Origin of the sequence: Campylobacter canadensis, assembly GCF_013177655.1 — a bacterium.
GTDB lineage: Bacteria > Campylobacterota > Campylobacteria > Campylobacterales > Campylobacteraceae > Campylobacter_E > Campylobacter_E canadensis.
This window is the reverse complement of sequence record NZ_CP035946.1, coordinates 715,030-727,809: the sequence shown is the minus strand read 5'-3', so window position 1 is coordinate 727,809 and position 12,780 is coordinate 715,030. Positions and strand designations below refer to the sequence as shown.

Here is a 12,780-nt window from a genome sequence, read left to right as displayed (position 1 = left end):
CCGTTAAAAAAATTTTAATGTAAATCTTTCCAGATTGCTTTTTTCCACAAGAATGCTAAAACAGCCATTACAGCAAAATAAATCATAATTTTTATACCAAGAGATTCTCTTTCAGCCTTTTTACTATCTCCAACTGCACTTAAATACGAAATTACTTCTTCTTGAGAATGTGCATTTAAACCAACTCTTGGCATAGCAGTTCCTGCTAATTGTTTTTGAGTATCATTTAAGAATTTATTTAAATACTCTTCACCTTTTGCACGAATTACCATTGATAAATCTGGTGGAATTGAACCCATATAAGCAGCTAAATCATTAGCGTTAATTTTTGCAAATAATTTATCATATTTTACATCATGGCATCTAGCACATGCGTGTTCAAACACTAATCTATGTTTAGATAACTCAATTGCTTTTTGCTTATCTTCGTCGCTCATTTTACTTGCATTTATTTCTTTAGCAAGTTTTTCTTGCTCACTTAAAAGTGCTTTATTGCCTATACTCTTTAAATAAGCAACAATATCAGCAACACTTTGAGCATTTTCTTCGCTAATACTTCCATCTTCTTCTAAAAATGCTGTTAGCATAGGATGCGGATTTTGCTCGTTGTATTTTTTGTGATTTTTCATAGCTAAAGCAGGATTTAAGCTAATAGCCATTAAAAACTTATCATCATAAATAGCACCAGCAGTACTTAAATCAGGATAAATTATACCATAAGCTGAAATAGAATCATCAGCATCGTTAAAACCATCAAAACTAGCTCTATGGCAACTTGCACAATTTAATTCAAAAGCTTCTTTTCCATTGCTTACATCAGCTTTTAAGCTAGCAATTTTATCAACATTAGCCCAAAGTTGTTCATAATCTTTTAATTGCATTTTTGCAAATTCAATATCTTTTTCTTTTTCAGCACCAGTTTTATCACTATTCATTGCTTTTTCTAGTTCAACTTTAGCTTGATTAATATCTTCTGCTTTAAAATCAAAATTAACAGCACTTGTATGCTCATTCATTTGCGAATGTGCATAAGGCTCAACACCCCAATAAACTATACCAGTAAAAATAACTAGGACTAAAAATATTTTAAATTCTCTCATTTTTTAGCCTTTCTTTCCATAATTGTTATAACAGGTAAAATTACAATTAATAATAATAAAAATAATACAGATGCAATAGTTGCAATATTATTATTTATACCAACAGGTGGTAATTTACCATAAATAGTAAGAATTATCATATCAAGCAATAAAACCCAAAACCATACCATAAAAGCACCTCTTTTGTGTGCAGGTGCAACTACATCTGACCTATCTAAGAAAGGTAACACAAAGAAAATAACCTGTGCAATACCAAAACAAGCAAGTCCGATTTCATAAGAAAAACCTCTTAAAATTTCATAACTCCATAAAAAGTACCATTCTGGATAAATATGCGGTGGTGTTTTTAATGCGTTTGCTGGGTCAAAATTGATTGGGTCCATAGCAAAATCGTAATGAAAACATACTAAATAAAAATAAAAAATCATAAATAAGCAAATATAAAAAATATCTTTGCATAAAAAATCAGGCCAAAAAGCAATTACTTTTGATTCTTTTTTCTGTCCTGCTAAGTATTTTTCTGCTTCTAAATCAAAGTCTAATTCTTCAGAAATTTCATTATTTACATGTGGAAATCTTAAAGAATAAAAGTGAAAAGCAATAACTGCAATAACAACTATTGGCAATAAACAAACATGCAACATAAAAAATCTATTTAATGTAGCATCACCAACAGCATAATCACCTCTAATCCATTCAACTAATTCAGGTCCAATAAAAGGAATTCCACCAAAAAGATTAGTAATAACCATAGCAGCCCAATAGCTCATTTGCCCCCAAGGAAGCATATAACCACTAAAAGCCTCAGCAGAAAATAATACAAATAATAGCATACCGCTAATCCATATCATTTCACGCCCTCTTTTATAAGAGCCATAATAAATTCCTGTAAACATATGAATATACATTACTAAAAATACAACCGATGCAGCAACACCGTGCATATGACGCCACAACCAACCATACTCAACTTCTTGCATAATAGTTTTATTTACACTATCAAAGGCTAAAGCAACATCAGGCTTATAATACATCACAAGCAATAAGCCAGTAATAAATAAAATTGCAAACATAGTAAGTAAGATAACACCCATTGCCCATAAAAAGTTAATCTTTTTTGGAATCCAATATTGTGTCATCATAACCTTCATAAAACTCTTAACCGCAAGACGCTGATCTAACCAATCAACTATACCATCTGCTTTTTTAAACTCTGCCATAACTACGCCTTTTCAATCATTTTCTTATATTCAGGTCCTTCTTCACCTAAAACCAACTTAGTACCATCAACCGCAAACGGAGGAATTTCTAAAGGTCTTGGTGGTGGCCCTGAAATATTTTTACCATTTATATCAAACTGACCCCCATGACAGGCACAAACAAATTTTTGTTCATCCTTATGAAATGCAGGAATACAACCTAAATGCGTACAAAGACCAATTACAACCGTATATCTACTACCATCAGCAACTATATCAGTTGGGCTTTGTCCCATTTGTTCTGTTTTTTTAAGAATAAAAATAGGTTTTTTTCTCCATTCAACAGTTCTTAACTCGCCCTCACTAAGCACCGATAAATCAACAGTAGTAAAGCCCGCTGCTTTTACGCTAGGAAGTGGATCCCAAGTTTTTTTCATACCCACTAGCGTAAAAACACCGCCAACTGCTGCGGTAGCTCCTAAGGCAAAACCCATAAAGCTTCTTCTACTAGACATAAACAATCCTTTCTAATAAATTTACAAAAAAATTAGTATATTTAATTTCAATTAATAACAAAAGACTTTAATCTATATACATTTTAACACAAATTGCGCTTGCATTTTTTTACTCATTGATTTTAATGCTGGTTGAGCATTTACATCTGCGCTAGCCTTTAAAAGCATAACAGGAGTATTGTTAATATTTAAATCAGAAAAAATACTAATTTTTGCAAATTTACAAGTTTTTTTGCTAAATTCTGAATAAAACACAAGCTTTTCATCCAATTTTTCCTTTAACATTTGATTTAATATTTCTTCACTTTCTTTAATTTTAGCTGCTGATAAATTTGGCTCAAGAAGCGGAGAATTTATTACAATTAAATTATCTTTATTTGCAAGTTCGTCTAAATTATTTAATAAATTTCTATACTTTTCTAGGTCATTTTTTGCAAAAGTACAAGAAATAATTGAGTTTATTTTATAACCTTCTTTACTTCTTAAACCATCTTTATATGAATAATTAGGGTTTAATTCATAACTTCCACCATAACATATTTTGCTTTCTTTTAACAATGCTGAAATATTAGAAAAAATATCTTCAATCTTTTCTTTATCGTTATAATCTTTATCTTTACTTAAAAAAGCACTTTCACTTATTTTAATTTTTGCACTAAATAAATCAAATTCTATTTCTTTTAAAACTTCAATTTCGCTTTCAATGCTACTTGAATTATCCTTTGTAAAATACTCAATCGCCTTAGTGCTAACTAAACCAAAAAGGAAAAATACTAATAGTAATATCCCTAAAGACAATCCTTTTAAGAAATTTTTCATCTACTCTCCTTGTTTTTACAATTTTGCTTGAATGTAAATGATACTATTAAAATAGCAATTATTGGTGCGCTTAAAATTTGTAAAAAATGAATTAACTTATTTGTACCTTCTGGTGCAATAAAACTTAAAACAAGAGCAAAAACAACAGAGCTAAAGCCAATTAAAGCAACAAAAATACTTATGAATTTATTTTTTAATTCAAAGCCTTCATCATTATTATCTTTTTGCTCCTTTTTTAGTTTTAAATATGCTAAAAACATAGCAATATATGGTAAAAAATAACACACAGTTGTAAAAGCACTTAAAGTCCAATATATGTTTTGTATATTACTTACAAAAAAACAAGAAAGGCATAAAATACTTACAATTACAGCTTGAGTAAATAAAGCTCTATAAGGCGTATTGTATTTTGGGTGTAATTTTGCTTCATATATATTTATAATTCCTTCTTTTGAAGCAGTTGCTAGCATATAAATTGGTGCAATTAGCCAAGAATTAATCTGACCTAAGGTGCCAAAAAATAAGCAAATGGCCATAATTTGCGGTAGATAATTAACCCCTATTAAATCACCTGCAAAATCTAAGGCTTGTAAAATCCCATCTAAAATATTAGTTTGTTTTGCAGGAAAAATATAATTTACACAAAAAGTTCCACAAATATAAATAGCAACTATTAAAAAAGCTGAAATTAAAATAGCTTTAGGATATGTTTTTTGTGGATTTTTTATTTTAGAAATAATCATACCACTAAGCTCAAGTCCAGCAAAGGCAAACATCATTGAAGATGCAAAAGAAATTGTATCTAAGTCAAAACTTGGCAAATATCCTTTTGAGTAATCACTTTGCATACTAAAGCCTTTAAAATAATAAACAAAACAAACAGCAATCAAAACACTAAAAGCAACCACAATTCCTAAAAACACAAAAATTTTATTTATAAATTGCGTAAAAGCAATTCCTTTAAAATTAATATAAGTTAAAAGGCAAAATGAAAAAATACTAAAACAACCAATAAACAAACTTTTTTCTTTAATATGCAAAACATAAACTAAAGAGTTTGCTGCAAAATAAAGCAAAGTTGGAAAATAAGCAAGACAAGAAAGTAAATAACAAATAAGGCAAAAATACGCAATTTTAACGCCAAAAGCCTTATTTATCCACAAAAAAATTCCACCACTTTTACTATATTTTGAACCAAGCTCTCCACACACTAAAGCTAAAGGTATAAAAAAGCAAAAAGCAGCAATAAACCATAAAATAATTGAAGCTGCACCATAAGAAGCAACATAAGGAATTTGTCTTAATGAAAAAATTCCAATTAAATTCATAATAATAATATCAACAAGTCTCATCTAACACCTGCTAAATAAGCAGATAATAAATAAAAAAATTGCTCTTTCATTTTTTCTCCCTTGAAAATAATGCAGCGAATAATACTACTAATTTGCAAGTTTTGAGTAAGAAAAAAAATATTTTTTGCACCAAAGTGAAATTAAATACATTTTCTTTTATTATAATTTATAAAAATCAAAAAATTAGGGGTATAAATGATATCTATTGCAATTGCAAAAAATATTACAGGAAAGGTTCTTTGCCTTAGTAATAATAAAGAAAAAATTCTACAAGAAAATGATTTAATAAATCTAGGAGATATTATAACAACAACTGATACAAATTCTGGTCTTGATGTTTTTTTAAAAAATGGAACAACAATACATATTGGTGGTGAAAATAAAGTAAAGATTGATGATAAAATTTTAAATGAGGTTTTTATTGATGAAAAAATAAAAAATTTATTAAATAATGATTACCTAGAAGCAACTAATGCTGGTGAAAATAGCGTTGCTACTTCGCTTTTTTTAAATAAAAATACTTATTCTAATATAGAAAAAGAGCAATTAAAAGTAAATGCTGATGTAGAAAAAATAACAAATATATTAAATACACAAAAGCATAATGAGCAACAAGATATAAAACTAAATTATGCTAAATTAAGTACTTTTATTAATGCAATAAATGATATCAATAAAGAAGATGGATTACAAAACACTGAAAGCAGTGAAAATACGGAAAGTAATGAAAGTAGTGAAAATAATGGAAATAGTGAAAACACTGGAAACACTGAAAGTAATGAAAGTAGTGAAAACATAGAAAACAATAAAGATAACAATAATAAACAAGACGATAATAATGCAAACGATAACAAAGAAAATAACGAAAACCCAATCATAGATAAAAGCTCAGAATATATTTTTGAAAGTAATGGCATATTAATTACAAACAAAATTACAGATAAAACAAGTGATTTAAGCCCTAGTTTTGTATTTGACAAAGAAGTAAAAAGCATATTATTATTTGATGTAACAAATAATAAATTTATAAATGATTATTTTTACAATCAAAGTTCTACAATTCAAGATAATAAATTCATATTTGAATTAAGTAAAAATTTAATGCCAAATAACGAATATAAAGTGCAAGTAGCTTTTAAAGATGGTAGTTTTTATGAAAAAAATTTTAGCACAGATAATGTTAAAGTAAATGATAATTTCTTAAGCGACAACGAGATTTATAAAGCCTTTTATTCTGATGAAAATGTAAGCAAAACATACTCAAGCAACCCAAATGATAAGTATTTAAAAGCCTTTGTAGAATCTTGTGTAAAAACAAATGATTCTAGTTACCTACAAGTAAATATAATATCAAATAAAATTCCTGCAAATAACTGCTCTGTAATAATAAAAGATGAAACTGGTAAAGAATATATTTATTCTTTGGGCAAAAATGATTTTTCTAAAAATGGTACTTTTAATAAAAATACAATTTTGTTAAATCTAAAAGACGAGCACAATTATAAAATAAAAATTGTTTATAACGAAAAAGTAGGCGATAAAATAATTGCAAGTGATTGGACGGAATTAACTAATTTAAATGCAAATAAAATAAGTAGCGAAATAAATTATAGTGAAGCTATAAATATTGATGAAGTAGAAAATCATCAATTAGTATTTAATAAAAATCAAAATGATTTAAGAATAGATTTTAAACAAATACACGAATTTAGTGATGAAAGTGGAAGGAATTTAATTATAGATGGAGTTTTAAAAGATAACATTGAACTATATTTATGTGATGAAAAATTCTTAAACAAATTACAAGTTAATAAAACAAATAATTTTAGATTAGAGCTTGATTACACAAATTATAATGATTATTTAAAGCTTTATGATACGCAAAGCAATAAGATTATTTATTACAAAGTTAGTGATATTTTTGAACATAAAAATAGCATAATGAATAATATTGTTTTTGAAGATGCTAAAGATGGATTATTAAGTCCTGTTGGAATAAATATTCAAGATACAAGCCCTAAATTTAAATTTGAAAAAGAGATAAATAGTTTTAAAATTTATGAAATAATTAATGGTAAAAAAATTGATTTAAATATTGATGATTTAAGCTTTGTAAGAAGTAATGAAAATAAAGCTGGTGGTATTTATTCAATTGATAATTTTAATCCTTTACACAAAGGAGAATATATAATAAGTGTTAATTATAAGGATAATAGCAATTACGAACAAAAATTTAGCATTGATTATCCTATTAGAAACAAGGTTGATACCCCTAGTGATATTAATTACAAAGCAACAAATATTAACTTAAATGCAGAGGAATTTTTTACAAAAGATAATTTTAGTTTAATAAAACAAGAGGAGAATATAAAATTCGCATTTAATGCAAATAAGGCTGGTAAAATTACAAATATTTATTTACAAGAGCAAGATTTTATTAAGGCAAGTTTTGTAAAAGATAATGACATTTGGCATTTAAATATAAACAGCAAAGATATTTTAGATAACACTCAAAATTATAAAATAAGTATAGTTTATGAGAATAATTTCGTGTATAATCTTAATTTAAGTAAAAATTTTATAAATAATATAATAAATATTTCAGATAACGAAAACAAAATAAGCCTAGCAGATGAAAGTATTTTAGAAAATTACGAATTAAAAAATAGTAGTCCTACTTTTAAATTCTATGGAAAAGTAAATGATTTTAGCATTTTTGATAATACTGAAAACAAAATAATTCAAATAAACAATGAAGAATTCATTAAAAATTCAAAAGATGCTCAATTTAATATTTATAACTTTGCAAACGAATTAGAAAAAGGTCATAAATATACTATTTACGCTAGTTTTAACGATGGTAAAATAAGTTCTTATGAATTTAGTATTAGCTTAAATGCTAAAGCAAGTATTTTGAATGATTTTGAAAAACTTTTAAACAAAAATGATATTTTAGATATAGAAAAAATGCTTTTTGATAATAACACTTCAAATTCAAAGAATATTAGTTATGAAAATAACATAAGCGATGTAAAATTAATTAGCATAGAAGATAACGAGCATTTACACCAATATTCATAATTTTTAAGACTTTACTAGTCTTAAAAATTAAAAATGCTTTTTGATAATAACACTTCAAATTCAAAGAATATTAGTTATGAAAATAACATAAGCGATGTAAAATTAATTAGCATAGAAGATAACGAGCATTTACACCAATATTCATAATTTTTAAGACTTTACTAGTCTTAAAAATTAAAAATGCTTTTTGATAACAACACTTCAAATTCAAAGAATATTAGTTATGAAAATAACATAAGCGATGTAAAATTAATTAGCATAGAAGATAACGAGCATTTACACTTATATTCATAATTTTTAAGACTTTACTTAATTTTAAAAAATTTAATTAATAAAGTCTAATTTCTTACATTTTTTAATTAAAATAAATTAATTATTTTATTTTAAGGAGAAAATATGCAAAAAGACAAAATTCCTTTGGCTGCACTTTGTATTTTAATATCCTTAGCCTTTTGCTTTTTACCCTTACCGCAAGGCTTAATTGATTTAAAATTACAACTATTGCAAAAAGCTCATCCAAACTACGAATTAACACAACTACAAAGCTTAGCTTTAGAAGATGCTAGATTAGCCTTTATTTATTTAGGTGCTTTTATTGCAACAATTTTATGTATCATTTTAAAAGTAATGCCACTTGGTGCAGTTTCACTTATTGCTATTGCCTTTGTTGCATTTACAACAATTAGCGTTGGTGCTGATGTGGCTGCTGCAAGTAGAAGCAAAATAGCGATAAATCAAGCTTTAAGTGCATTTTCAAATTCTTTAATTTGGTTAATTGTAATCTCTGTTTTACTTGCAAGAGGGATTATTAAAACAGGTTTAGGAAAAAGACTAGCCTTTTATTTTTTATCTATTTTTGGCAAAAATACTTTAGGAATCGGCTATTCAATAGCACTTAGTGAAGTTATTTTAGCACCAATTACTCCTTCTAATACTGCAAGAGGTGGGGCTATAATCAACCCTATAGTACAATCAATTTCAAAAGCACTAGGTTCAGACCCTGCAAATAACACTCAAAATAAAGTAGGTACTTATTTAAATTTAGTAAATTATCAATCAAATCCTATCTCATCGGCTATGTTTATTACTGCAACTGCACCAAATCCATTAGTAGTTGATTTAATAGCAAAAGCAACAAATATGCAAATAAGCATAACTTGGGGTCAGTGGGCTTTAGGAATGTTTATTCCTTGCATTTGCGCTATGCTTTTAATGCCTTTAGTAATTTATTTTATAAGCAAACCAGAGCTTACAAAAACTCCTGATGCAACAAAAATTGCTAAAGAAGAACTACAAAAAATGGGGGCATTTTCAAAAGATGAAAAAATTATGCTTTCAATTTTTATTGGCTGTTTATTTTTATGGGCTGGTGGTATGTCTTTAATTTTAAAATTAGCACATTTACTAGGCTTTTTAACTACTGTTAGTGTTTTAAAGGTTGACCCTGCTACTGTGGCTGCTCTTGGTTTGGCAACTGCTTTATTAACTGGAGTTTTAAAATACCAAGAACTATTAGAGCAAAAAAGCGCTTGGGATACTTTAATTTGGTTTAGTGCTTTAATTATGCTTGCAACTATGCTTGATAAGGTAGGAATTACTAGCTATCTTGGAATTTTATTAAAAGACATAGCTTCAAATTTTAGCACCACAACGGTTATGATATTTTTTATGCTTGCATTTTTATATTCACATTATTTTTTCGCAAGTACAACTGCGCACATTTCAGCAATGTTTTTTGTATTTTATAGTACTGGTTTAGCATTAGGAGCACCACCAATGCTTTATGCTTTTATGCTTGCAGCCGCTGGTAATATTATGATGGCATTAACTCATTATGCAACTGGAACTGCGCCTGTAATATTTGGTAATGGCTATGTAAGTATGAATAGATGGTGGGCGGTCGGCTTTGTTGTGAGTGTTGTTGATATTGTTGTAATTTGCCTCGTTGGTTTAGTTTGGTGGAAAATTCTAGGCTTTTATTAATTTCTAGCCCTTTTTTGGGCTAGTTTTATTAATATTTATATTTAATTATCTTTTTTTTAATTATTTTTATAAATTTTTTTAAAAAAATTACTTTATTTACTAATTTATTAAATCAAAAAGAATAAAATTAAGAGTTTGTGCTTAAAAAACTCAAACAAAAAATTAGAAAACTTAAGGCCTTTTACTTTTCTAAAAATTATTTTTTTTAAAGGTAAAAAATGTTTTTCAATTACACAAAAAGACAAAAGAAAATTCTTCTTTCAAGCGCACTTGGTATGTGTCTTGAGATGATGGATATTATGTTTATTGCTTATGCTTTAAGCTCAATTATTAACGAATTTTCCCTAAGCGGTAAAGAAGCTGGGTTTATTTCATCGGCTACAAATATTGCTATGTTAGTTGGCGGTTTATTCTTTGGTTTTTTAGCTGATCGCTATGGTAAAATTAAGATTTTTTCATATTCTATAATTTTATTTGCAATTGGAACTGCTTTTATTTATTATGCAAATACATATTTTTGGCTTGTATTTTTTCGTGTTTTAGCAGGGCTTGGAGCTGGCGGAGAATATGGTGTTGGAATGGGTTTATTAGCCTGTGAATTTAAAAAAGAAAATATGGGAAAACTATCTAGCATAATTGCTATTTTTGGGCAAGTTGGGGTTGCTTTGGCTGCTATTTTAGCTGCTTTATTACTAGATTATGGTTGGAGATATTTATTTTTAATAGGAATTATCCCTGTTTTACTAGCTGTTTGGATTAGGTTTAGTTTAAAAGAAGAAAGCAACGAACAAATAATGAAAATTAATTACAAAAGTGCTTTTAAAGGTAAAATTCTTTTAAGTATTTGTCTTTGCATTATGTCAAGTATTCAAATAGCTGGATATTTTGGACTTATGAATTGGCTTCCAACTATTGCTAAAAAGACTTTAGATTTATCTAACGCAAATGCTTCTTATTGGATGATTAGCACTATTCTTGGTATGAGTATTGGAATGTGGGTTTTTGGTAAGTTTTTTGATAAGTTTGGAGCTAGAATTTCCTTTTCTATATTTTTAATTGGTTCAAGTGTTTGTGTATTTTTATTTACATTAATTCAAAACTACAATCAATTAATTTTAATTGGTTTTATAATAGGATTTTTTAGCAATGGTATGTTTGCTGGATATGGAGCTTTAGTAAATATTTTATACGATAAAAGCGTTAGTGCAAGTGCAAACAACATAATAGTAAATGTAGGTAGAGCAATAGGTGGTATGAGCCCTTTTGTAATCGGAGCTATACTTGATAAATACAATAGTGTTTATTTTGTTATGTGTTTTTTAAGCTCTTTATATATAATCTCTTTTTTAGTAATGATAAATTTATCTCAGCTAAAATCAAAAAATTATAATAAATTTAAGGCAGAAATATGAAAACAATTGTAGCATTAGATTTTAAAAGCGTAGATGAAGTAAAAAATTTTCTTATAAAATTTCAAAATGAAAAATTACAAAACTATGCTAAAGAAAATAACTTAGAGTATGAAAAACCTTATTTTAAGGTTGGAATGTGGCTTTATTATACAGCAGGTGATGAAATATTAAAATACTTACAAGAGTATAAAATCTTTTTAGATTTAAAATTAATTGATATTCCAAACACAATCTACAACGCATCTTTAAGCCTAATGCAAAAAAATATTGATATTTTAAGCATACATTCTTTTGCTGGTTTAAATTCGCTTAAGGCTGCAAGAAAAGCAAAAGAAGAATTAAACAGTAAATGTGAATTATTTGGAATTAGCATTCTTACAAGCTTAAATGAAGATGATTTAAAAAATGATTTAATGCTAAAAACTAATATGCAAGAAAGCGTTAAACAAAGAATAAATATTTTAAATAAAGCAAATTTTGACGGAGTTGTTTGCAGTGCTTATGAAGCACATTTGCTAAAAGATACTAAGCTAAAAGCACTTTGCCCTGGTATAAGATTTAAAAATCAAGAAAGTAACGACCAAGAAAGGGTTGCTAGTCCAAAATTTGCTAAAGAAAACAATATAGATTATATTGTAGCTGGTAGAATGATAACAAATTCAAAAGACCCAATTAGGGCTTATTTTAATTGTATAAAAGGAGAAGAATATGAGTGATGTTAGAAATGAAGTTGTAAAGGTTTTAAAAGATTGTGGTGCTATTTTTATTAATACTAAAGAATTTTTCACTTATTCAAGTGGAATTAAAAGTCCGATATATTGCGATAATAGAGTATTAATTTCATACCCAACTCAAAGAACATTTATAGCAAACGAATTAGCAAAATTAATAATGCAAAAAGCACCTGATTGTGAAATAATCGCTGCAACTGCTACTGGTGCTATTGCTCACGGTGCTTGGGTTGCACAGATTTTAAATAAACCTCTTGTTTATATTCTAAGCAAAAATAAAACTCATGGTAGAGCTAAAATGATTGAAGGGGTATTTGAATTAGGTCAAAAATGCGTTATTATTGAAGATTTAATCTCAAGTGGACAATCAAGTATAAATGCACTGTTAGCAGCTAGAGCCCACGGACTTAATGTAGATAAAATATTTAGTATTTTTTCTTATGAATTAAATCAAGCAAAAGAAAATTTTGCAAAAAATAATTGTGAATGTTTTAGCTTAAGCGGTTTTAGTGCTTTTTCTTCTATGTTAAATGAAGATGAATTAAAAATACTAAATGAGTGGAGAAATGCTCAAAAATAAAACTCATA

Annotated in this window: 10 protein-coding genes; 5 read left to right on the top strand and 5 right to left on the bottom strand. The window is 27.3% G+C overall.

The features are described from left to right. Positions 1–14: 14 nt before the first annotated feature. The 5 genes from CCANL266_RS03430 to CCANL266_RS03410 all read right to left on the bottom strand — a co-directional run bounded on the left by CCANL266_RS03430 (position 15) and on the right by CCANL266_RS03410 (position 4,985). A complete protein-coding gene (locus tag CCANL266_RS03430; RefSeq protein WP_172231384.1) occupies positions 15–1,100 on the bottom strand; it encodes a c-type cytochrome in 1,086 nt (361 codons plus the stop codon). Continuing rightward, complete coding sequence (locus CCANL266_RS03425) at positions 1,097–2,320, bottom strand: cytochrome b (RefSeq protein WP_172231381.1); 1,224 nt, start codon at positions 2,318–2,320, stop codon at positions 1,097–1,099. Before CCANL266_RS03425 ends, CCANL266_RS03430 begins: the two co-directional genes overlap by 4 nt. Before the next feature lie 2 nt (positions 2,321–2,322). Continuing rightward, positions 2,323–2,814 carry a Rieske 2Fe-2S domain-containing protein gene (locus CCANL266_RS03420; protein ID WP_224315945.1) on the bottom strand — a complete coding sequence of 164 codons (492 nt, stop codon included), beginning with the start codon at positions 2,812–2,814 and terminating at the stop codon, positions 2,323–2,325. A 72-nt stretch (positions 2,815–2,886) separates the two neighbouring features. Beyond that, on the bottom strand, positions 2,887–3,633 hold the full coding sequence (locus CCANL266_RS03415) for a hypothetical protein (RefSeq protein WP_172231378.1): 747 nt from the start codon (positions 3,631–3,633) through the stop codon (positions 2,887–2,889). Beyond that, positions 3,630–4,985 carry an APC family permease gene (locus tag CCANL266_RS03410; RefSeq protein ID WP_172231375.1) on the bottom strand — a complete coding sequence of 452 codons (1,356 nt, stop codon included), beginning with the start codon at positions 4,983–4,985 and terminating at the stop codon, positions 3,630–3,632. The genes CCANL266_RS03415 and CCANL266_RS03410 overlap by 4 nt, the downstream gene beginning before the upstream one ends. A 195-nt stretch (positions 4,986–5,180) precedes the next feature. Here CCANL266_RS03410 and CCANL266_RS03405 point away from each other — a divergent pair, with 195 nt between their 5' ends. The 5 genes from CCANL266_RS03405 (at position 5,181) to pyrE (ending at position 12,772) form a co-directional block, all read left to right on the top strand. Further along, the gene (locus tag CCANL266_RS03405; RefSeq protein WP_172231372.1) at positions 5,181–8,066 is read left to right on the top strand and encodes a hypothetical protein; all 2,886 of its coding nucleotides are present in this window, start codon (positions 5,181–5,183) and stop codon (positions 8,064–8,066) included. Between the two features lie 396 nt (positions 8,067–8,462). After that, complete coding sequence (locus tag CCANL266_RS03400) at positions 8,463–10,049, top strand: DASS family sodium-coupled anion symporter (protein ID WP_172231369.1); 1,587 nt, start codon at positions 8,463–8,465, stop codon at positions 10,047–10,049. Between the two features lie 218 nt (positions 10,050–10,267). Beyond that, positions 10,268–11,461 (top strand): MFS transporter, encoded by a 1,194-nt coding sequence (locus CCANL266_RS03395; protein WP_172231365.1) that lies wholly within the window; start codon positions 10,268–10,270, stop codon positions 11,459–11,461. Beyond that, on the top strand, positions 11,458–12,177 hold the full coding sequence (pyrF, locus tag CCANL266_RS03390; protein WP_172231362.1) for an orotidine-5'-phosphate decarboxylase: 720 nt from the start codon (positions 11,458–11,460) through the stop codon (positions 12,175–12,177). The genes CCANL266_RS03395 and pyrF overlap by 4 nt, the downstream gene beginning before the upstream one ends. Then, a complete protein-coding gene (gene pyrE / locus CCANL266_RS03385; protein ID WP_172231359.1) occupies positions 12,170–12,772 on the top strand; it encodes an orotate phosphoribosyltransferase in 603 nt (200 codons plus the stop codon). Before pyrF ends, pyrE begins: the two co-directional genes overlap by 8 nt. Positions 12,773–12,780 lie beyond the last annotated feature (8 nt).